Annotated in this window: 17 protein-coding genes and 2 tRNA genes; 11 read left to right on the top strand and 8 right to left on the bottom strand. The window is 45.5% G+C overall.

What is annotated here, in order from left to right:
- The first annotated feature begins 45 nt into the window (after positions 1–45).
- The 5 genes from J7623_RS30290 (at position 46) to J7623_RS30270 (ending at position 4552) form a co-directional block, all read left to right on the top strand.
- Positions 46–696 (top strand): hypothetical protein, encoded by a 651-nt coding sequence (locus J7623_RS30290; protein WP_291928662.1) that lies wholly within the window; start codon positions 46–48, stop codon positions 694–696.
- 50 nt (positions 697–746) lie between these two features.
- Positions 747–2897, top strand: coding sequence for a 7TM diverse intracellular signaling domain-containing protein (locus J7623_RS30285; protein ID WP_291928658.1), 2151 nt, complete (start codon positions 747–749; stop codon positions 2895–2897).
- 19 nt (positions 2898–2916) lie between these two features.
- Positions 2917–4014: a hybrid sensor histidine kinase/response regulator gene (locus J7623_RS30280; RefSeq protein WP_291928655.1), complete on the top strand. Its 1098-nt coding sequence runs from the start codon at positions 2917–2919 to the stop codon at positions 4012–4014.
- Positions 3998–4417 carry a response regulator gene (locus tag J7623_RS30275; RefSeq protein WP_291928652.1) on the top strand — a complete coding sequence of 140 codons (420 nt, stop codon included), beginning with the start codon at positions 3998–4000 and terminating at the stop codon, positions 4415–4417. Before J7623_RS30280 ends, J7623_RS30275 begins: the two co-directional genes overlap by 17 nt.
- Before the next feature lie 62 nt (positions 4418–4479).
- Positions 4480–4552, top strand: a tRNA-Ala gene (locus tag J7623_RS30270).
- A 39-nt stretch (positions 4553–4591) separates the two neighbouring features.
- Here J7623_RS30270 and J7623_RS30265 read toward each other — a convergent pair.
- Genes J7623_RS30265 through J7623_RS30245 form a run of 5 tightly spaced genes read right to left on the bottom strand, consistent with a single transcriptional unit; the run spans position 4592 to position 11704 of the window.
- Positions 4592–5854 carry a response regulator gene (locus tag J7623_RS30265; protein ID WP_291928649.1) on the bottom strand — a complete coding sequence of 421 codons (1263 nt, stop codon included), beginning with the start codon at positions 5852–5854 and terminating at the stop codon, positions 4592–4594.
- Between the two features lie 35 nt (positions 5855–5889).
- On the bottom strand, positions 5890–6462 hold the full coding sequence (locus J7623_RS30260) for a chemotaxis protein CheB (protein ID WP_291928646.1): 573 nt from the start codon (positions 6460–6462) through the stop codon (positions 5890–5892).
- 19 nt (positions 6463–6481) lie between these two features.
- Entirely contained in the window at positions 6482–7309 is an 828-nt protein-coding gene (locus tag J7623_RS30255) for a protein-glutamate O-methyltransferase CheR (RefSeq protein ID WP_291928643.1), read from the bottom strand.
- A 2-nt stretch (positions 7310–7311) separates the two neighbouring features.
- A complete protein-coding gene (locus tag J7623_RS30250; RefSeq protein ID WP_291928639.1) occupies positions 7312–7686 on the bottom strand; it encodes a response regulator in 375 nt (124 codons plus the stop codon).
- A 4-nt stretch (positions 7687–7690) separates the two neighbouring features.
- Positions 7691–11704, bottom strand: coding sequence for a response regulator (locus tag J7623_RS30245; RefSeq protein ID WP_291928636.1), 4014 nt, complete (start codon positions 11702–11704; stop codon positions 7691–7693).
- Positions 11705–11840: 136 nt separating this feature from the next.
- Here J7623_RS30245 and J7623_RS30240 point away from each other — a divergent pair, with 136 nt between their 5' ends.
- Entirely contained in the window at positions 11841–12263 is a 423-nt protein-coding gene (locus J7623_RS30240; protein ID WP_291928633.1) for a response regulator, read from the top strand.
- Between the two features lie 150 nt (positions 12264–12413).
- Here J7623_RS30240 and J7623_RS30235 read toward each other — a convergent pair whose 3' ends face one another.
- Positions 12414–13802, bottom strand: coding sequence for a S41 family peptidase (locus tag J7623_RS30235; RefSeq protein WP_291928630.1), 1389 nt, complete (start codon positions 13800–13802; stop codon positions 12414–12416).
- 130 nt (positions 13803–13932) lie between these two features.
- Between J7623_RS30235 and J7623_RS30230 the strand changes: the two genes are divergently transcribed.
- Positions 13933–16221 carry a hypothetical protein gene (locus tag J7623_RS30230; protein WP_291928627.1) on the top strand — a complete coding sequence of 763 codons (2289 nt, stop codon included), beginning with the start codon at positions 13933–13935 and terminating at the stop codon, positions 16219–16221.
- 94 nt (positions 16222–16315) lie between these two features.
- Here the strand turns inward: J7623_RS30230 and J7623_RS30225 are convergent, their stop codons facing one another.
- Both J7623_RS30225 and J7623_RS30220 read right to left on the bottom strand, forming a co-directional pair.
- Positions 16316–16738, bottom strand: a complete 423-nt coding sequence (locus J7623_RS30225; RefSeq protein ID WP_291928624.1) for a VOC family protein — start codon at positions 16736–16738, stop codon at positions 16316–16318.
- 73 nt (positions 16739–16811) lie between these two features.
- Complete coding sequence (locus tag J7623_RS30220) at positions 16812–18035, bottom strand: ROK family transcriptional regulator (RefSeq protein WP_291928622.1); 1224 nt, start codon at positions 18033–18035, stop codon at positions 16812–16814.
- A gap of 205 nt (positions 18036–18240) precedes the next feature.
- Here J7623_RS30220 and J7623_RS30215 point away from each other — a divergent pair.
- The 4 genes from J7623_RS30215 (at position 18241) to J7623_RS30200 (ending at position 23765) form a co-directional block, all read left to right on the top strand.
- Positions 18241–18322: transfer RNA gene (locus tag J7623_RS30215), tRNA-Leu, on the top strand.
- A gap of 170 nt (positions 18323–18492) precedes the next feature.
- Positions 18493–19038, top strand: coding sequence for a sigma-70 family RNA polymerase sigma factor (locus J7623_RS30210; RefSeq protein WP_291928619.1), 546 nt, complete (start codon positions 18493–18495; stop codon positions 19036–19038).
- Positions 19039–19120: 82 nt separating this feature from the next.
- Positions 19121–20113: a FecR family protein gene (locus tag J7623_RS30205; RefSeq protein ID WP_291928615.1), complete on the top strand. Its 993-nt coding sequence runs from the start codon at positions 19121–19123 to the stop codon at positions 20111–20113.
- A 280-nt stretch (positions 20114–20393) separates the two neighbouring features.
- A complete protein-coding gene (locus J7623_RS30200; RefSeq protein WP_291928612.1) occupies positions 20394–23765 on the top strand; it encodes a TonB-dependent receptor in 3372 nt (1123 codons plus the stop codon).
- Position 23766 lies beyond the last annotated feature (1 nt).

Here is a 23766-nt window from a genome sequence, read left to right as displayed (position 1 = left end):
ATTAATGTAAGGGTATTTAGGGCTCCGGATGATCCTGAGGCTTGTATGAGATTTTATACTGGTCACCTCAAGTTGCTGGAAATTTATTTTGGTATTGCCCAGGTAACCTCCGGCAGCGCAGACTGGATGCAACACGAAAACACGATAGTGATCATTGTTGAGGACGACACACGTACCAAAACATATGGGGGAGCTCGTGTTCAGATTGCAGACGGCGTATTACCACTCCCTATTGAAACAGCGATTGGCAAATACGACGAAAAGATCTACTCTTACGTAAAAAAAGGAAGTGCTGAAATCTGTGGCATGTGGAATTCAAAAGAAGTAGCAGGAATGGGAATTGGCAGCCAGGTATTGGCCAGGGTAGGCGTGGTACTGGGCGCCCAGTTGCCCATAGATACCTATCACGTATTGTGTGCGCCTATCACCACCCGCGTAGGCAAACGTGTAGGCTTCGTTATTGATGAATCACTGGGTAACAATGGTACGTTCTTCTATCCGAAAGATGACTTCCTTGCTACCGCAATGATAATCACCGACCCTTATGAACTGCCCTATGCAGATCCTAAAGAAAAGCTGTTGATCGCTGATTTGCGGGAAAATCCTATTCAATCAAAAATTGAAGTTGGACCAAAAGGGTCCTATGAGGTAAATTACAGCCTTAAAATCCCTTCACATGCACACTCTATCACATAATTAAAAAAATAAGTTTAAATTAAAGCCTCATAATTAATCTCTTTAAAGTGATGTTGTCTAAGATTGTTGTTTTATGGTCAATCTTTACCCTCCTATTCCTGTTTCCGACAACAGCACAACCTGTTGTGTATAACAACAGTAAGGCACTGATACAGATAGGCGGTGCACTTTCCTTATATACCGACAAGGATAATGTACTTACTTTAGACGGCGTCAGGCAACAACAATTTAAACCTTCCGGCCAGGAAGTACCCAATCTCCAGATCACACCCTATACCCAATGGGCCAGGTTTTCTATTCTTAACCGGACTAAGTCGCCACAGCTGTTCCTGGAAGTAGAGTATCCGATTATCGATGATATCACGCTGTATGAAATGTTACCGGATGGGAGTACTAAAGCCACCCGGCTGGGTGAATTCACCGCTTATAAAAACAGGGGCTACGATCATCAGAACTATCAATTTCAAATCCAGGTTCCCACTAACGAAACAAGGGAGTACTATCTTAAAGTGAGAGCAGGCGAGCAGTTACAGCTGCCAATTTACCTGGGTACACCTGAAACCGTATATGAAAAAAACAATAAACGGGAACTGATTTTTGGTATATACGTGGGCGTTATTATCGCCATGGCGTGTTATAATCTATTTATCTATATCTCCACCCGCGACAATAGCTATCTGATTTATGTGAGCTATATTATCTGCGTGGGGCTTACCCAGGTAACGCTGCAAGGTTATTCCTTCCGTTTCCTTTATCCCAACAGTCCCTGGCTGGCCATGCATGCTACCGTGCTGGTGCCCATCTTCAATGGACTGACTGCCGTGATATTCATACAGAAGTTCCTGTCTACCAAAATCAATTACTCGCTCGGGCATACATTGTTGAATGTGGTGATAGGTTTATACCTGCTTTGCTTTATTCCCACGTTCGCAGATCAGTACACCTATGCGCAGATAATGGTGCAGATAGCCGCTTTCCTGGCTGCCTCCATGGCTTTTGTAGTAGCATGGCGCATCAGCCTGAAAGGTGTTAATGCCGCCAGGTACTTCCTCCTGGCCTGGTCTGTGTTCCTGATCAGCATCTTTATATTCGTACTCCGTAACTTTAATGTGCTGCCGTATAATAACTTCACTTATTACGCGCTGCAGATAGGATCCGGTTGTGAAGTACTGCTGCTGTCTTTTGCGCTGGCCCATAAGATCAACGTTTTCAAAGCAGAAAAAGAAGCCTCCCAACAAATGGCACTGGCTATTTCACAGGAAAACGAAAGACTGGTAAGAGAACAAAATATCATACTGGAAACCAAGGTAAAAGACAGAACGGAAGACCTGCAGGCCACCAACCTGGAACTGAATACAGCGCTGACTAACCTGAAAGATGCACAAACCCGGCTGGTTGAAAAAGAGAAAATGGCATCGCTGGGTCAGCTCACAGCCGGCATTGCCCATGAAATCAACAACCCGATCAACTTCGTGACCTCCAATATCAAACCATTGAAACTGGATATCGCAGATCTGAAAGAGTTGCTGAATCGCTACGATGAATTGCCCCACAGCAGCGATGTGCCTAAAACGCTGGCAGACATTGCCCAGTTCAAAAGGGAAATCGATATCGATTATATACACGAAGAAATTTCTTCCCTGATAAAAGGAATCGAAGATGGTGCAGCGCGCACCGCAGAAATCGTAAAAGGATTACGTACCTTCAGCAGGCTCGATGAAAGTGATGTGAAGTCGATCGATATTCATGAGGGACTGGACTCCACGCTGGTATTGTTGCGCAATGCTATTCCTCCTTATGTAAACATCGTTAAGGACTACGCCAGCTTGCCTAAAATAGAATGCTATGCAGGGAAAATCAACCAGGTGTTCATGAACATCTTTTCTAATGCATTGAATGCTATTAAAAGCAAGAAAGAACATCACAACGAATTCATCTCTATAAAAACAGCGCAGGAAAACTCCTTTGTTGTGATTACGATCAAAGATACTGGTATTGGTATGTCTGAAGCTGTAAGGGAAAAGATCTTTGATCCGTTCTTTACCACCAAAGATGTAGGTGAAGGCACCGGGCTGGGTTTATCTATCGTATTCAGTATTATAGAGAAGCACCGGGGTAAAATTGTTGTCAACTCGGCCCCCGGAGAAGGAGCAGAATTTATTATATATTTACCTCTGAACATATCAAACCATTTATCGTAATTAACCATAAGGTCTTTTAATGAGAGAAAACCGCATTAGAATATTATACATAGACGATGAGATCCATAACCTCAACGCATTCAAGGCGAGTTTCCGGAGAAGTTATGAAATCTATACGGCTACCTCGGCACAGGAAGGGAAACTGCTGCTGAAAGAGATCATGGTGCATATCATTATTGCCGATCAGAAAATGCCTGTATCTACCGGTGTGGATTTTTTTAATGAAATAAAAGATATCCTCCCCGATCCGATGCGCATTTTATTGACCGGTTATACCGATGTGGAAGATATCATAGACGCCATCAATAAAGGCCACATCTATTCCTATATCAAAAAGCCGTGGGATGAAAACGAGCTGCATAAAACCATCAACAACGCCTACGAGATCTACCGTACCCGTAAGCAACTGCGGGAAAAAATAGAAGAGCTGGAAAAAACCAATGATGAGTTAAACCGCTTCATTTACTCCACCTCGCATGACCTGCGTTCTCCATTGATGTCGGTGTTGGGTATTATCAACCTCTCCAGGCTTGATAACTCCGTGGTAGATCCCAACGGGTATATCAATATGGTGGAAAGTTGTGTGCTGAAACTGGATGATTTTATACAGAAGATCATTGAATACTACCGTAATTCCCGTTTGGAATTAGAATATGAAAAAATTGATTTCCGTAACCTGTTAAATGACTGTATCACTGCCTTTAAGCCACAGAACACCGATATTGTATTTGAAACCCAGGTAGAACAGGCAGTAGAATTCAGGGGAGATACCTTCCGGATCAGTGTTATTTTAAACAATCTGATTTCAAATGCTGTTAAGTATCAAAAACCGGAAGAAACCCATCCGATGGTGAACCTGGCCGTGAAAGTAGAGCCTCACAAAGCCACTATTTGCATACGTGATAACGGTATCGGGATTTTGAGTGAGCACCTGAATAATATCTTTAAGATGTTTTTCCGCTCCAAAAACAATAATAAACCGGGCAGTGGTATTGGTTTATATATTGTGAAAGAAGCACTCAGCAAAATCGGTGGAACCATCAATGTAGAGTCTAAGTACGGTGAAGGCACCCAATTTGAAATTACCATCCCCAACAGAAATGAATTCGATACCTGACCTGCGTGTCATATTGATAGATGACAATGAGATTGATTTATTACTGCATGAGAAGTTGATTGGATTTCAACAAATCAGCAGAACGGTTCTTTCATTTGCCAATGCCAACAAGGCCCTGGAATTTCTTTCTTCCAATATCGCTTTACCCAAAATACCTCCCACCGTTATCCTGCTGGATATACAAATGCCGGAGATGGATGGATTTGAATTTCTCCAGGCTTTTGATGCTTATCCACACAAAGTGAAATCGCAATGCCACATCGTAATGGTGTCGTCTTCCCTGGATTATGGCGATATTACCCGCACCAACGCCAATCCAATGGTGATAAAACTGCTTCGTAAACCCTTATTGTTAAAGGATCTGAAAGAAACCGTAGAAGGAATTTTCAAAGATTTTTTATAAAATGTTGGTGTTTACAATAAAAAATATATTTTTGCACTCCCGCAAGGGGAAATTTGACATATGGGGGATTAGCTCATCTGGTAGAGCGCAAGCATGGCATGTTTGAGGTGAGCGGTTCGAGCCCGCTATCCTCCACTAAGAAAGCCTGTAGATCGTAAGATTTACAGGCTTTTTTTATGCTTCATTGTTTTTCCCCTGCCGCAATGGCAATACCATCACAAAGGTAGCTCCCTCTCCTTCCTTACTCCTGGCTGTAATAATACCATTATGCTTGTCTATTACTTTTTTAGCGATGGCCAGCCCAATGCCGGTTCCTTCATATAATTCAGAGGCGTGCAGGCGCTGGAATATGGTAAATATTTTCGAGAGATATTTTTCATTAAAGCCTATTCCATTGTCACGGATTACAATCCGACAATACTGACCATGGGCAAAGGCTGCGCTGTCGGGGTTTAAATCGGTCACTATTTCAGCGCTGATGTCAATAACCGGGGGTACATCTTTCCTGGAAAACTTGAGGGCGTTGCTGATAATATTCTGGAACACCTGTCGTATTTGCCCCGGCACCGCTTCTATGGTAGGCATAGGCCCTACAGATATCACCGCATTCCGCTCTGTAATCATCAACTCCAGGTCGCTGAGAATTTCGCTCACTACGTGGTTGAGATCTGTTACTTCGTATATATTGGTAACGGATAAACGGGAATAATTCAGCAGGTCGTTAATGAGCCTGGCCATGCGCTCAGAAGACCCTACAATGCGCTCCATGTACGATAGCCCGCTGGGGTCCATCTGTAAAAACTTATCCCTTAAAATGGCTCCAAACAGCTGAATTTTACGCAGGGGTTCTTTCAGGTCATGAGAGGCCACCGAGGCAAATTGCTGCAGATCGTGGTTACTGGCTTCCAGGGATTTATTGATCTCTCTTAATTCTTCTGTCCTTTCCCGCACCTTTTGTTCCAGCATTTCATTTACCTGCTGCTGATGCGCTATCAGCGCTTCCTGCGCTAGCTTGCGCACTTCCACTTCTTCTTTGAGCGACTGATGCATTTGCTTCAGCTCCTGCGATTGCTGGTAAAGGCGGGAAAAAGTTTTCACCTTCATCAACAGGATATCGGGATCTACGGGTTTGGTGATGTAGTCAATACCGCCGGAGTCATATCCTTTTACAATGAATCTTTTGTCTTTGTTAACTGCTGATAAAAATATAATAGGGATATCCTTTGCTTTACTGTGCCCTGAAAGCGCCTCTGCTACTTCAAAGCCATCCATGCTGGGCATTTGTACATCCAGGATAATGAGGGTATAATTATGTTTTAATATTTTCCGCAGCGCTTCCTCTCCTGACAAAGCAGCATCTACTTCAAACTGGTACAGTTCAAGTGTTTTCCTGATAGACAGTATGTTCTCCGGTTTATCATCAACAATTAAAATCATACGTCAAACTTGTTTAAATGGTCATAACATCCCTGTTATACACCTGCTATCTCGTTTATAAAACCAGCCATTTCTCCTGGCTGCAGGATAATATCTACCGGCGCCAGCTCAATAGCCTGGCGGGGCATATAGTCTACTTCTGCTGTGGCCGGATCCTGCACTGCGGTAGTGCCGCCGGCCTCATGTACATCTATTAATCCTTCCGTGCCATCGTTGTTGGCACCAGACAGCAGCAGGGCAGCCATATTGCTACGATAGGCCAGCGCAGCTGACAAAAAAGTAACGTCTATACTGGGACGACTGAAATTCACTTTCTCTGAATCGTCCAGCGACAAAGTATGATCACGTTCAATCAACAGGTGATAATCAGCTGGCGCAATATAAATAACGCCCGGCAGCAGCACTTCCTTTTCAGCAGCCTCTTTTACCGGTAATGATGACCTGGCAGACAACAATTCTGTTAATACAGATTCGTACTGGCTTTGCCGGTGTAAAACAATAATAACAGCTGCGTTGAGCGAAAGAGTGAGTCCCGGCAGCAAGGTGAGTATGGGTTGTAGCCCCCCTGCTGAACCACCAATTACAATTAAATACGGCGCTGTTGTCATAAGGACTATTATTTCGTCATTACAGTTGCATTTTCCGCCAGATTTTCTCCCGGCTTTCCAGTTGCCTGAACTTACCGGTTACACTGGTAAAGTTAAGTGTTTCCTTACTGCCTAATGCCAGAAACCCAAGCTGCTCCAGGCTATCACTAAACAAGGTTAATACCCGGTCTTGTAATTGCTTATTAAAGTAAATCAATACATTGCGACATATGATGAGCTGAAACTCATTAAAAGACCCATCTGTCACCAGGTTATGTGGTGAAAAAATAATCTTCTCTCCCAGGTCTTCCCGGAATTTCACGTACTCGTAATTAGCTGTATAATACGCGGAGAAATCCTCTCTCCCTCCTGATTCCATGTAATTACGGGAATATTGCTGCATCTGCGATAACCGGAATATTCCCTTTCGTCCTTTCTCCAGCACACTGGCATTGATGTCTGTGGCGTAGATCACTGCTTTATGTAGCAGCCTGGCTTCCTTCAGCAGGATGGCAAAAGAATATACTTCTTCGCCGGTAGAACAGCCCGCGTGCCAGACACGAATAAACGGATAAGTAGCCAGTATAGGCAACACCTGTGTACGCAAAGCCTGGTAAAACAAAGGATCCCGGAACATCTCGGTCACATTCACAGTAATCTCTTCCACAAAACGCAGGGCATAAGCCGGATCAGAAATAATGCGATAACGATATTCTGCAAAACTGGGAAAACGATCTGTCACATACAGGTGATTCACCCGCCGGTTTATGGAAGCAGGTGCATATGCTGTAAAATCGTATCCGTACCTTTCCAGTACATCGTTCAGCAGCAAATTTACTTCAGACTCACTTATCGGGTTCCTGCTCACGTTTACACAGATAAATATTGATGTAGCTGCAAGAGTAATTCATCTACATCAATAGGTTTGGAAATATAATTGTCAGCGCCTGCTTCGAGGCACTTTTCGCGGTCGCCTACCATAGCTTTGGCAGTAACCGCAATCACCGGTAAAGTATGATTCCAGGGCATGGCACGCAACGCCGCAATGGTTTCATACCCATCCATATCCGGCATCATAATATCCATCAGTACTACACCAATGTTATGATTGGCCGATAACAACTGCAAGGCTTCCGCGCTGGTACCAGCTGATGAACAAGGAATAGACCTGGATTTCAACACGGCTTTCAGCGCAAAAATATTGCGCGTATCATCATCTACTATTAGCACTTGTTTCTGTTCCATACAACTATTTCATGGCTTTATCGTATAACCATACCCGTAAGAGCGACAACAACTGGTCCACATCTACTGGTTTGGAAATATAGTCGGAGGCACCTGCCTGCAAACACTTCTCGCGATCGCCCATCATGGCTTTGGCCGTAACCGCAATAATCGGCAGGTTTCTCCATTCCGGCTTTTTACGGATAGTAGCAATGGCGTCGTAGCCGTCCATTTCAGGCATCATCATATCCATGAGCACAATGTCTGCCGGATGATCATTAAGCTGTTGCAGCGCTTCTTTTCCATCTACAGCAGACAATACTTTCATCTGGTGTTTCTCCAGTGCTTTGGTTAAAGAAAAGATGTTGCGAACATCATCATCGGCAATTAACACCGTCTTATCTTTCAATACTTCATTCAACATCCCCATTTTTCCATTTCCTCCGGCAGCAGTTGGCGCATTCTCCGACACCAGGTGCAGGAACAGCGATACTTCATCCAGCATACGCTGATAGGAATGTGCCGTTTTTACAACTATAGAATCCGCATATTGACGGATACGTTGTTCTTCTGATTTCGACAAGCTCTTACCGGTAAAGATGATAATAGGCAGATTTTCCAATCCTTTTATTTCCTTCACCATTTCCAGTGCTTCGTAAGCTTTTGCATCCGGGATACCCATATCCAGGATCACGCAATCAACATCTTTTTGCTGCAGCAATGATACACCATCGGCCACGTTATCACTGATCTCTGAACTTACTTCATAATTGCTGAGGAAGTACGCCAATGCCTTGGCGTGTTTGGCATTCTCCTCCAGTATCAGCACCTTTTTAGTAGACCGTTGCAATACAAACTCCATTTTTTCAAAAATGAGTTGCATACTTTCCATGTCTACCGGCTTGCTGATAAAGTCTACCGCGCCTTTCAGCAGGCTTTCTTTTTTAACTTCCATGGAAGACATGATATGCACGGGTATCGGCCGGGTTTGCGGATCATTTTTTAATTCTTCCATCACCTGCCAGCCATCTTTTATGGGTAACTGAATATCCAGCAAAATGCCGATAGGCTTATAGATACGCGCCAATTCTGCGGCTTCATCTCCCCTTACCGCCACAATCCCTTTATACCCCCTTGCATGTGTAAAATCAAGCAAGGCCTTGGCAAAATGGGTGTCATCTTCTACAATGAGGATGACCGGCTCTCCCTTTTTAATGAGGCCACGGTCATCGTACACGCCTTCGGGAATAACAGGCGACAGGAAACGCTGTGTATCAGATGTACCACCTGGCGCTTCTACTACCGGTGACGGCAGTACGAAAGGATCACTGGCTGGCGTAGTTGCTTTGCGGGTCACCGGAATAGTGATGGAGAATTCACTGCCTTCATTGCTCACACTGGTCACACTTAGTTCTCCACCCAGTAATTTGGCCAGTTCCCGGCTAATAGAGAGGCCCAGCCCGGTGCCGCCATACTTGCGACGGGTAGAACCATCGGCCTGTTGGAAGGCTTCAAAAATCACCTGTTGTTTATCTTCCGGAATACCTATACCGGTATCTTTTACCGCAAAGCGAATCTGCTGCGGTGTTTCTGTTGTTTGTACTTCCAGTCGCACTGAACCCCGCGCGGTGAACTTCAGTGCATTTGACAACAGGTTTTTCAAAATCTGTTCCAGTCGTACCTGGTCTGTTTCAATCGTAGCAGGCACACCGGCAGCCGTATGTAATACCAGTTGCAGCCCTTTCTCTTTGGCCATTGGCTCAAATAGCGCCTGCATATTGGAGCATATGTCTGCAATGGATACGTCTCCGTATTCCAGCTCCATTTTACCGGATTCTATCTTCGACAGATCCAGTATTTCATCTATCAGTGTGAGCAATCCTTTACCGGAACTGTTAATTACCTGCGCATATTCTATCTGATCGCCATTAAGATTAAGGTCATGATTTTCAGATAACAGTCTTGATAACAGCAGGATAGAATTCAACGGCGTGCGCAGTTCATGCGACATATTAGCCAGGAACTCTGATTTATAGCGGGTGCTGAGTGCCAGCTCTTCTGCTTTCTTATGTATATCCAGGTTACGTTCTACGATGATCTGGTTTTTTTCTTCGAGCAGGCGGCTTCTTTCTTCCAGTTCTGCGTTGGATTGCATCAGTTCTTCCTGTTGTACTTTCAGCTCTTCTTCTGATACCTGCAGCTTCTGTGCCTGTGATTCCAGTTCTACGTTCATGCTTTCCAGTTCGCTGTGCTGGGTCTGCAATTCTTCTGCCTGCGCCTGCGTTTCTTCCAGCAATTCCTGCAGCCGGGTGCGGCTCCTGGTACTTTGCAGTGCAACGGCAATATTAACAGATGCCTGTTGTGCAAAGTCGATAACGTTTTCATTGAATGGATAAAGAGAACCTATTTCAATCACCCCTTCTGTGATACCGGCATGAACCAATGGAATAATCAATATGTAACCGGGATGTGCAGCGCCGGTACCACCAGCAATATGCAGGAAATCATTAGGAGCTTTCTCGAGGTAAAGTGGTTTCTTTTCCAATACCTGCTGGCCCAGCAAGGTTTTACCTACTTCTATAACGGGTGGTGCAGGATGCGTTGTAGACAGCGCATAACCGGCAGACAAATGTAATTCTGCCGCATACCTGACATACAATACTCCTGTTTGTGCCCCGGTATATCGCACCATATCAGTCAGCGCATCCTGGCTGAGGGTGGCCATATCTTTGTCTCCCAGCAAGGTTTCACTGATGTTGCTCAACCCGGTTTGCACCCATATTTTCTGGTCGTTCAGATAACGGAATTTCCTGAGATCGGCAGCCATTTGTACGATGGCATGTCCCAGTACATCGTCGTTGCTGCGGGGCTTCAAATCAATATTAAAATTCCCTTTGCCGATGCTGTCTGCCGCAACAGATAACTCCTGGCTGGCTTGATCAATTGCGACAAAAGAACGGGCAAGGCTTCCAATGGAGTCCCGTGTATGTATTTCGGGAGCAGATCCGGGAATGCCCTTCGCTATTTTAACGGCCGCGTTTCTCAATAGTTCCAGGCTATCTGTAATGCTTTTGATGGTGATAGAAACGAAAGCAACCACCAACACCACAATCAGCACGAGAGCAACAAGATAGCGGGTTTTCAGGTCATTTTCCTTCTGCGAAATGGCTTTGGCATCCCTGCTCACCTTATCCATGACGGTGCGTTGTAATTGCTTGATCTGGTCTACCGCCAGAGAAGAATTATCCCACCATGAATCGGCATTGAAGAGGGTATCTATTTTACGGGCAGTAATAGTACTGTTGATGAAGTTGGTGGTGATGGTGTACTCGTTGGTAGCTTCCATCTTCTGAAAGTCTTTCACTACCTGTGGAGTAGCTTTATCTACCAGTTCTGCCCGGAGAGAGTTGTACATATCCGTATTGTTTTCAATACGGGCAAAGTCGTCCGGCCACACCTCTTTTTTCAGCATGAAATAGTAGATATCCATGCGTATCATGCCCTGGTAGGCCGACATCTGCGCCAGCAGGTATTGTGCATTCATGTCTTGCTGCAATCCTTTCAGCGCAGGAATATCTGGTGTATTGGTGTTGGCCAGGTCGTTCAAACGGAAAATAAGATTGGAATAATAATCCAGCACTTCCCGTTGGGGCATACTTTTATTGTCGATGTCTTTACGCTTTTTGGGGAGCGTATTCAACAGTGAGTACTGGAAGAAACGGCTGTCGCTTGCCAGCAAACGACCTTTTACGGCATCGATGGCAAGATCTGTTTTGGCGCGTTGTGTGAGGAGATCATTCAGGCTACCGGTTTGTATTACATAATTCACGCTATTTCTGCGCTCCATATGTATTTCGTCTGCTACCTTCATGATAGCCGTAGCCGTAGTGACTTTGCGGACCAGGTTATCAATGGTATCAATATCTGCGGTTTGTTTATTAAATACTGCTACGCCAAAATAGATGAGACAAATCAGTGGTATTACAGCTATTAGCATCAACTTCCTGGGCAATGGAAGTTGCATAAAAAATTTCTTCATCTGCCTGAGCTTGTTTAGTTTTAAATGCCGTTATTATTCCTCCATAGCATTGCTTACCGGGTTCAAGCACATTTCATTCCAAATGGTGAGCAAAACTGAATTATAATGATAATAAAATAATAACAAAATCATAGATTTGTCCCTATTCAAAATTGATATGGCTGATAGTTGTAAATATACCTCCGTACTTTTAATTGATGATGATATAGACGACAGGATGATATTTGGTGAAGTATTAAAAGAGCTGGCACCGGATATTATTTACCAGGAAGCTACAAATGGGGAAGATGCATTAATTAAATTAAACAATCACCCTATTCCTGACCTGATATTCCTGGACCTGAACATGCCCAGAGTGGATGGGAAACAATTCCTCGCTGAAATACAGCAACTGGATCATTTAAAACACATTCCCGTTATCATCTATACTACTTCTTCGCACGAATCCGATAAGAAAGAAACCCGGGAGCTGGGCGCAGCTTATTTTCTGACGAAGCCTAATAGTCTGCATGAGTTAACACATATACTCACTAATATTCTCCAACAAAAGCATTTTTAAAGAAAAGCCTCACAAAGAATTGTGAGGCAGCTTTTCTACCATTGTTACTATTTTTAAACCCTCATATATGCATTGAGCATATGCTTTGTTGCTATAAAGGTGAATAATATTGTGCCGTCAAGTGTTAATCGATCCTTAATGACTACAGCATTATAAACTTTTCACAACGGATGCCATCCACCCGGGATGATAGAAATCCAGCTTTACTTCCGGCTGTATCCCTTTGTTATCAATGCCTTGTCCGGCGGGCACTCTGCGTGACCGGGTTACGGGATAATCAATCGAAAAATCCGGCCCGGTGAACTTTACCACATTCACATTGGCATAATCGAGCGCTCCCATAGATGGCATTCCAAATACTTTTACCTTCTTGCTTTGTGTGGCTTCGAGTAAAAATTGCTCTGTTGTACTGCTGTTACGGCCGTTAATGATGATTCCAATTTTGGCCGGAACAGGTAAGGGAGAAGGGAGGATCATGTTTTCATCGGGGCCCATGCTGACTAAGCGACCTTGCAGGCCATCGCCCTGGTGGATCAGGTTTCTGAGTTGCTCCACATATTCCTCCGGCAATTTGCCGGCCTGCTCGTCCAGCAGGTGGCTCCACGACTTGATATTATCGGGAGTAGCATAAAAATCGGCTCCTATGATCCGTACAGGTTGCGTATACAGTAACGGGCGGAGACGCTCGGTGAGTTTATCTGCCCCCGGGCCGCTGCCCCGTACATCTATAACCAGGTTCGTATTTTTCCGGAGATATTCATCGTTGGCATTGAGCACGGAATCGGCCAGGTAGTATTCTGCCGCGTCGAAACTACTGATGCGCAGATAGCCCGTGCTGTCGTTCATCTGCCTGAAAAAGAAAGCAGCGGCAGGTACATCTTCAAAAGCCGGTGCTTCCTGCAACGGCGCCGGACGATGGGTACCAGCCCGTTGCCAGCCCATAACCGACAGGCCATCCCGCTGTTTGTTAATCGTTACTGTATCAAAATCCACACGGTGATGCTGGTAGCTGATGACGTCAAACTTATCTCCTCCGCTGGCGGCGAGTTCAAAAATTACATCACCGGGTTGCCAGTCTGGCACTGCAGATTCCAGGACTACCGCAGCATAGCTGCGCAGGCCACGTGCGTTTTTCACCAGGGCAATTTTATACAAGCTATCGGCCTGGTAAATCCCTGCCACTGCTGTGATGGGCTGTTGCTGCAACTGACTGAGCTGGGGTGGCGGAAGGGTAATTTTCTCTTTTACCGGTGTATAACCGATGTGGAGCGCCAGGTGCTGATCTTTAAAAAAACGCAGATACCGGTTCACCAGCAACAGGCAATGGGTAGCGCCTTTGATAGTAGCTGCCTGTAACTGCAGTTTACCTACCATAGTGAGATACGCCTGCTGGGAAGCCGGGGTGACTTTGTCAATAAATCCTACATAATTTTTTCTGAGATAGACCTGTACGCTGTCAAATTTCTTCCTGCAATCGCATTCCTGCGCATACGCAATGGTGTTGCACAGGAGTAATAACAATACAGTTATTGCTTTCATGGCAAAGGATTTGAATGTTTCTGGCTGATAAAAAATGGTCTTTAAATATAAATCTTCGGACGGAACTATTCAGAATTTATTTATCATCGTGGCCCTTTATTAATAAATTACACGTCCTAATTAAGCGCGTATGCATTTAGACGAACTGGAAAGGCTGTACAATGAGCAGGCATATACTGAAGCAATAACAAAGCTGGAAATATATTTACAGGACCATCCCGGCGAAGTCCGGGGCTGGCAGTTACTGGGCTTGTCCCAGCTGGAAAACGCCAAAGCCACCGACAACAACGACCTGGTCACCGCCATGTACGAAGCCGCCTACGAGGCCTTCAGCCAGGTGCTGACCCTTGACCCTAATCATCAACAAGCCAGGGTACACCGTGCCTACATGGGCGCCAACGTAATGACCGATAAGGGAGACGAAGCCATCCGGGACTGCGACATCCTGATTGCCATAGGCGATGAAGAATTGACTACCAAAGCATTATTATACCGGTTCCAGGTATGGGTACTGAAAAATGAAACAGAAAAAGCGCTGGCTGACATGCGCCGGAACCTGCAGGTGTATGAATCATTGTACGCAGACGACCTGCCACAGCTCAACGTAGCCAGGTTCCAGTGCTATACCCGCATTGGGGATGTGTATTATCATACCGATAACCGGCCCGCCGCACTGGAATATTATAAACAGGCCTTTGAATGCACGGTGTATAACAACCGGTTGCTATCAACCACCTGGTTTGCACTGGATATGGCCGACTACGACTTTGCCGCCGCCATGCTCCAGGTCATGGTCAGCTCAGGAGAAAACAGCCGGGAAGATATGTTACGCCTGCTGAAGCACGTGCAGCAACTGCTGGCAGATGGCGTACGCCATGCCGCATTGGCAAGGGAATTCTGCAAAGGCACCACCGAATTCTGGCAACAGTTCTACGGGGATGATCATGATGAAGGCACACTGGAACAGATTTCTGCCGGTAAAAGATATATTGCCCAATATCCGGAAGAAGCTTACTTCTATCACTATACCGCCAATGCGTTCTTTAACATTGGTAGCTACCAGGAAGCACTCCCCTGGTATGAAAAATCAATGGCCATCCATCCTTATCCATTCAGCATGGTAAGATGGTATTACACCAGCTATAAAGTAAATGGTCAATTCCCCGAGAAGTGGCCGGAGATCACGCATCCGGTGCCGTACGACTGGTACGCTGCCGGTGTTATTTTCAGCGAAATTATTCAACTTGAAAAAGACAACCTCGTTAAACAATTAGCGTTGCCATTAAAGCGGTTTCTTTATAAACAGGCCTTCGATATTTATCATGCTTACTGGTATGAAAATAAAGGCACTTCTTACGCCGGACATCCACATCATTTTGCCATGTGTTGTAACAACTACGGCATTGCACTATATGAAGGAGGAATTTATGTAGAAGCAGCCCATGTACATACCGTCGGCTATAACATGTCGCCTTTCTGGGAGCAGCTGGAATCCAGGGCAGACGCGTATCACAGCATGGGCAAACTGGCAGAAGCCATAGACGACCGTCAAACCATCCTGGAGAACTTTACAGACGCCCTGCCGCTTACGTATTATGTGTCTATTCACGAACGCATGATCGATGACCTGTGTTCCCTGGAACGCCATGCGGAAGCACTGGATCTCTATGAAAAAATACTGTCGGAATACAACAGTTGGATTGCCCGCGACATGGAAGACCTGGAAGAATACGATCGCCAGACCATTACGTATAATATTGACCGTATAAAAACCGGGCGCGCCTTTATCAGGACCAATAGCGCAGATGACCTGTATGAACGTATACTGGCGCTGGAAACGCACCTGGTAGAGAAGCCGGACGACAGCGATGCCTATTTCAACCTGATGTATCTCTACTTTGATAATGCCCAGTATGAACATTGTATTGGCGCTATAAACAACCGTATTTCCATTGGTGGCATATCGCAATTACCGGTTATCTCACAAATGAAAATCTACTACTTCAGAGGTAAAGCAGCACTGAAGCTGGGCCGCTACAAAGCTGCCCTGGCGGATATGCAACGGACACTCGATATCATGGCCACCGGTGATACCAACGACAATTCCCCGAACTACCGGTTTGGAGTATACGCTTTTATGGCAGAAGCCTGGCTGGGAGAAAAAGAGTACGACGAATGTATCAGCTACGCTATGCAATGCGTGAACATTTACGCGGCCAATAACTGGGCCTGGGACACAGAGGCATCCTCCATACGATATACCATGGCATTGGCTTTTGAAGGAAAAGGCGATACCGCATCCTGCAAAAAATTAATAGACCTGATTGTGTTAAATGATCCCGGATATCAACCGGCAGCGGAGAAAAAAAATCAACTGAGAGGAGGAGGAATATTTTCTTTTTTCAGGAAGAAAAAATAGCAACAGCTTTTAGTCATTAGCTTTTAGTAAAATGCAGCGAAGACCAACATATGATCATCTTCGCTGCATTTTACTAAAAGCTAAAAGCTATCTGCTACATCGGCATTGGCTTATTATAGCTCACCATCCAGTGGATGCCGAATTTATCAGTCAGTTGCCCGTAACGATGCGCCCAGAACGTTTCCTGGATAGGCATTTGAATAGAGCCACCGGCAGCCAGCTTACCAAAGATGCTATCTGCATCTTCAGTAGAATTTACACCCAGCGCCAGTTGTACGGAATCACCATTTACCGGAGGCGCTCCTACCATCCCATCAGACGCCATAATGGCAAATCCGTCGGCTTGTAAAAAAGCATGCATCACTAAATTCTCTGCTCCGGGAGGCACCTGGTCTTTCATTGGAGAATCCGCCATAGTCATTACTTTGAGGTCGCCGCCCAGCACCCCATGATAAAAGTTCATGGCTTCGCGGCAGTTGTTGTTAAAAATGAGGTAGGACGTTAGTGTGTTCGACATAACAAATCTTTTTTGGATAAGAAAATGGAATTCAGGTAGTATATAAAGTTACTGAAAACACACCTTCCTCAAATTAACTTATCAATACTTTATTTCTAACCAGCAGGCAGGCACCGATAATACCGGCGCGCTCACCCAGACTGGACATTTTCAATTTGGAGTCGTTGCTCACCAGGCTCAGGGAATACTTCTTCATGGCGCTCTTTATAGGCAGGCGGATATGATCCTGTGTAGCCGCCAGCGCTCCGCCCAGGATCACCAGTTCGGGGTTGAAGATATTCATCAGCAAAGCCACGCCCCTGCCCAGGTTTTCTCCCACCCTGGCAATCAGTTCAATGGCCAGCATATCATCATTGTTAGCGGCTTCAATAATATCGTGCAGGTGAATATCATCGGGCGACTGATGTGTACGTGACAGCATGGAAGAGGAACCCGCAGCCAGCTTCTCGCGGAACATGTTTACCAGGGCCCATCCGGAAGCCGCTGTTTCGAGGCATCCTTTTTTCCCGCAGTGGCAAATAATTTCATTATCAAACATCGGGATATGGCCCACTTCCCCGCTGTAGCCGGACTTCCCGTAGTACAGCTCTCCGTTTATCAACACGCCCATCCCAATGCCGTAGTCGAGGTTGAGGAATAATACATTACGTTCTCCATTTACCAGGTCGGAACAAAACTCCCCGTAGGCCATGGCCCGGGAGTCGTTCTCCAGGAATACCCTGATACCTACCTTGGTAGCAATCACCTCGCTGAGGGGTTTATCATCAAAGTAAAACAGGCTGTAGTTGTAGCCGGTAGCGTAGTTGATACGCCCGGCGATATTGATACCTATCCCGAGAATTTTTTCCTTCGGTACAGAAAGCCCGTTAATAAAATTGTTGATCAACTGGCATAACTGCTCCAGGGAAGTTTCTGTGTTATCCAGTTCATAGGGCAGGCCTTCTACGGTAGTCACCAGGTTTTTATGCAGATCAGACAGGCCCAGGTTGAGATGGTCCTGTTTTACATCTACCCCGATAAAAAAAGCAGAATCCGGTACCAGCCCATATAAGTTGGGCTTACGGCCGCCGGTAGACTCGATTTTACCGTAGTCCATCACCAGGCCATCGGTGATCAGGTCGTTCACCAGGTTCGTGACTTTGGGTGTACTCAGGTTCAGTTCTTTACACAGATCTGCAATAGTGGCATTGCCAGAATTCGCAAAATAGGCCAGGGCGGCCTTTTTAAGGTTGATATTTTTGTAGGCTACACCGGTAGCGCCTGCACTGTTTAGTTCTTCAAAAAAGGTTTTAGCCATAGCATCAGATAGACTTATAGAATAATTGATCTCCAATTTAAGCAGCTAATTCTAATTATTTTTAAAATCGGGGCAGAAGTTCTCTTATAAATGATTTTGTTAATTCGCAAAAAACGATACCTTTGCAATCCTTTTTGAGCTAAATAAAGAGCTATTTTAGCCTCCGGCAAAATCCGGTTCACAAGGGAAAGATCTTACTTTTTTTGCGGATGTGATGAAATTGGTAGACATGCCAGACTTAGGATCTGGTGCCGCGAGGCATGGGGGTTCGAGTCCCTTCATCCGCACTTTTTGATTTTCAGCTATTTATAAATCCGAATGGATTTCTTTCTTCTTCCCAACCGGTAAACACTATTTACCGGTTCATTTTGAAAATCTTATATTCCTTCTTATATTTCGGAACCAACCACATCTTAGATTAGCGAGTGCCGAATAATTTCGATGTTATCATTTTATCATGCTGAGTGACCTGGAATTGCTGTTATTGATCAGGAACGATGATGTCTCCGCTTTTGAGGAGCTATACCACCGTTATTGGGAATCTATGTACAATGCGGCTTACAAGCGTTTACGCAACAGGGAACAATGCCGGGATTTATTACAAGACATCTTTGCTGACCTTTGGCGCCGGAAAAATGAATTAAATATCGACAATGTCAGTGGCTATCTTCATATGGCGGTTCACTACCAGGTATATAAACTGGTAGCCAAACAAGCCACCGGTCCTGCTTTCATGGAATTATTCGAGAAAATTGCCACCTCTCCCTATGCTGCCGACAATGCATTAGCCGCAAAAGAAACCCAGCAGGTCATACATGCCTGGATTAACACCATGCCCGAAAAACGCCGGGAAATTTTTCACCTGTACTATGAGGAAAAAATGAATACCCGGGATATTGCCATCCACCTGAACATCTCCCAAAAAACAGTTCAAAACCAACTGGGGAAAGCGGTACAGCATCTTCGTACCCGTCTTACCCACCTCTTTACATTACTTGTCTAAAAAAAAATTAAAATAAATTTTTGTTCCGCGTGGGAGATTTACCTGTTTTCGGTACATATACCGTAAAGGGGTATTTCCTATTATGGACCAGGACAAAAAATCTGCGTTTTCAGCGCTCGCCAAAAAGTATTTAGCCGGAAAAACTACCCCTGAAGAAACCAGTTTTCTTTGGGAGTACTACCAATATTTTGAGAAAGAAGCCAACGTACTGGACTCCTTTAGTGCCAAAGATAAAGCACAGCTGGAACAAGAGATGAAAAGCACTATCCTGGCGCAAATAAGTATACCGGAACCGGTTTCTGTCCCTGGCGGCAACAGGCGGCTATTATTTATCAGGCTGGCTGCTGCCGCCAGTATAGCTGCTTTACTGGGTTACGGTGCTTCGTTAAAATGGACTGCACTAATGAATGTACTGGACCCAGAGCAGCTTACTGAAAAGGTAACCGGCAAAGGCGAAAAGGCCCAGGTAGCCTTATCCGACGGATCCATTGTTTGGCTAAATGCGGACTCTAAACTGGTATATCCCAAAGTATTCAAACGCGGTCCGCGCCAGGTAAGCCTGGAAGGAGAAGCTTATTTTGAAGTGAAGCCTAACAGCACGCATCCCTTTGCCGTAAATGCTGCCGGCATGACCACCCACGTACTGGGAACCAGTTTTAATGTAAATGCCTATGCAGATTACAACCTGTTTACGCTAACGGTACTAACGGGAACGGTGAAGATATCTGCTGAACAAGACACCGCTTCCTTTGCCTTATTACAGGCCAACGAGCAGCTTACCTACAACAAACAGGCACACAGCTTCAAAAAAGAATTAGTAACGGCAGCCGACGATATGGCGTGGAAAGAAGGAAAGCTCATTTTCCGCGATGTACCTATGTCGGTGGTAGCCCTGCAACTGTCACACAAATATGATATCACACTGGAGATGCCGGCGGAGATAGAAAAGATGACCATCTTCGCCGACCTCGCTGACACACCACCTGAGGAAGCCATTAAAAAAATCACGAAAATTCTGTCACTTACATACACTAAAACAGGGAACAAATACACGTTAAAGAAAGCAGGAAAATAGTGTAGGAACAAAGGAGTCAATTATTCGGAATAGCTAACAGTGAGGCTTACCGGGAATTCGTTCATCAACAAAAACCATGTTATGCCAGGATAGGTCAACCAAAATTAAAGGGGCTGAAAGAGGAATTATCAGCCCCTGGGAAAAAAATGTCAAGTCTGTTTATCCGATTACTGCAGGGCGTAGGAACCTTGATGCAGTAACAGGATTTTCTTAATCATTTTTCACTATCAAATCTATGAAAAGAGGACTACACTTTCAACTTTCTTTATTCATCAGGTTTATGAGGATATCCACGCTGGTATTAGGATGCCTGTTATCCACCGTTATGGTAGCGTATTGTGCAAAAGGTTACGGACAGCATGAGCTGGATGCCCGCATGACCTTGCACCTCTCCCACGTAAAACTGCCTGATGCCCTCACTACGATCGCAGGCAGGATGAATGTCAAATTTTATTACGCAGGCACCCCGCTGATCAAAGAATCAGTAGTATCTGTAAAGGCCGATAACAAAGTGCTCCGGGAAGTACTCGGAGATCTGCTGCGGCCGTTGGGGTTGGGCTTTGATGCAGAAGGCAATCAAATCTATATCGCGAAACAACCGGCACCTGAGAAAAAAGTAGTGGTTGTTCCCATGGTGGACCAGGAACAACCTGTGCCTGTGAAAGGCCAGATATGGGATACAAAAGGCCAGGCATTGATTGGCGTTACCATCGTAAATAAATCTACCGGTAAAAACACCCAGTCTGATGAACTGGGCACTTTTACCATCCCGGCCAAAACCGGTGATACCCTGCATTTCACCATGATGGGGATGATACCTGAAGATGTAGCCGTGAAAGGGAAACAAGCGCTGAAAATTACCATGGACTTCAGCGTATCCAAAATGAATGAATTGATTGTAGTAGGTTATGGTACACAAAAGAAAATCAGTGTAACCGGCGCGGTAACCACCGTTAAAGTAGATCAACTGAAAACTCCCAGCCGCTCCCTCGCCAACTCACTGGGTGGCCGCGTTGCTGGTGTGCTCATGCAGCAGTCGAGAGGAGAACCTGGCTACGATGAGCCTAACACCTTCAACATCCGTGGTGTAAGTACGTTCACAGGTAATCCAAGCCCGATGGTATTGGTGGACGGCGTGCAACGCGATGACCAGGCTTCTTCCTGGAGCAACATTGATCCGGAAGATATTGAAAGCGTTTCTTTCCTGAAAGACGCTTCTGCTACAGCAGTATATGGTGCCAGAGGCGCCAACGGCGTAGTACTGATCACTACCAAAAGAGGTGTGGCCGGTAAACCGCGTATCGCTGCAAAAGTTGAAACCGGTATCAATGGCCTCACGCAAACGCCTAAGTTTGTAGATGGCGCCACCTGGATGACATTATACAACGAAGCCCTCGGCAAAGAACAGTTCAGCGCTGACCAGATAGAAAAAACAAGGAGTCATGTAGATCCTTACCTGTACCCGGATATCAACTGGGTAGATGCAATGTACAAAGACTGGTCTCCTCCCGGCGCCAATGTAAACCTGAGTGCAAATGGTGGTGGAGCTTTTGCCCGTTACTATGTTTCAGGTTCTTACTTCAACCAGAAGGGGAACTATCGCATGAATCCCGATAATCCTTACAATTCAAATGTAGGTTATAATCGCTTCGACTTCCGCTCCAATATAGACATGAGCCTCACCAAAACCACCACACTGGGTCTCAGCCTGGGTGCGATGCTGGTGAATGCCAACTATCCGGGTATTTCTGCGCAGGACGTATGGTACAATGCTATGATGCAGCCTCCTACCCTGTTTCCTATCAGGTATCCTGATGGCAAATGGGCTGGCCCGATTACCAACCAGGGCGTGAACCCGGTGAATGCCTTACAAAACAGTGGCTACTCCCGTGAATTTAAGCCCACCATGCAATCTGTTTTTTCATTGAATCAAAAACTGGATGGTATCACAGAAGGACTCTCTGCCACTGCCCGTTTCTCCTTTGATTCGTATAGTGAAACAGACCTGCGCAGAACCAAAAACATCGATACCTGGCAGGCTTACCGCCGTGATGCCCAGGGCAACCTGGTATACATACAAACCAACTATGGCGATAATTTCATGGGCTTCAGCTCCGGTACCTCTGATGTACAACGCACCATGTACCTGGAAACCAACATCTCTTATGATCACCTGTTTGATGGTAAACATCGCGTAGGCGGCTTATTGCTGTACAATATGCGCGAAAAAACAGATGGATCTGCCTCGAATGCCATTGGCGGTATTCCTTACCGTAACCAGGGCCTTGCAGCAAGAGCCACTTATGGTTACAAAGACAAATACCTGGCGGAAGTAAATATGGGCGCCACCGGGTCTGAAAACTTCGAACAAGGCCGTCGTTTCGGCGTGTTCCCATCTGTATCTGCCGGCTGGGTGATTAGCCAGGAAGATTTCTTTGCCAATTTAAAGCAGGCCATCAGCATGTTGAAAATCAGAGGCTCCTGGGGTAAAGTAGGAAATGATAGAATTGGTTATGGTGACAGGTTCCCGTATATCACTTCTTATGCCGGCGGCGGCGGAATTTCCTTCGGCTATACTCCTTCCTTCTATGGAGGTATTTACCAAAATAAAATAGGCGTACAGGGCCTCTCCTGGGAAGTTGCTACCAAACGCAATCTCGGGATAGACCTGGAACTGTTCAGCAAATTAAACCTGACAGTAGATGTATTCAAAGAGCGGAGAGAAAAAATATTGATCAGCCGCGCTTCTCTCCCTGGATTCCTGGGTAATACTGCGCCCGTCTATGCTAACCTGGGTATTATGGATAACAAGGGTATAGATGGATCACTGGATTACACAGATAAGATAGGCGCATTGAAGGTCAACGTATATGGTACATTTACCTATGCCACCAATAAAATCATCAATAATGATGAGCCCGTACCATTGTACCCATGGCTTTCCAACGTGGGTCAGCAATACGGTCAGTTAAGAGGATTGATAGCAGAAGGATTATTTACAGACGATGGAGATATCAGCAAACATGCCACGCAAAAATTTGGCGCTGTACGTCCGGGTGATATCAAATATAAAGACATCAACGGCGATAACGTTATCGATGCAAATGATATGGTTCCCATTGGTAACACCAGCTCTCCTAAAATTATGTATGGCGCGGGACTGGCACTGGATTTCCACGGTTTCCACCTCGAAGGTTTCTTCCAGGGAGCTGCCCAGGTAGATATCATGCTGATTGGTAGCACAGGCGCATTAGATAATAGAGCAAGGGGCATCGTTCCATTCATGGGAGGACTTACCTCTGCCAATCTCTATACAGAAGTCACCAACAGATGGACGGTAGACAATCCACGCCAGGATGTTATTTACCCACGACTCAGCATTGCCTCTCCCGGCGATAACAACTACCAGTACAGCACCTGGTGGCTGCGCCATGCAGACTATGTGCGCCTGAAAAATGTACAGTTTGGCTACAGTTTCCGTCCGGAAACACTAAAACGACTGGGCCTCCAGACTTTATATGTATATACTGCCGGTCAGAACCTCCTTACTTTCTCCAAATTCAAAATGTGGGATCCGGAACTCAACCAGGCTAACGGTACCGGCTATCCGCCGTTACGCTCTATCAACTTCGGGATCAAAACAAATTTCTAAC

This window comes from Chitinophaga sp. (assembly GCF_017745275.1).
GTDB lineage: Bacteria > Bacteroidota > Bacteroidia > Chitinophagales > Chitinophagaceae > Chitinophaga.
The sequence above is the reverse complement of the archived record's forward strand: the minus strand, read 5'-3'. Positions and strand labels throughout refer to the sequence as shown.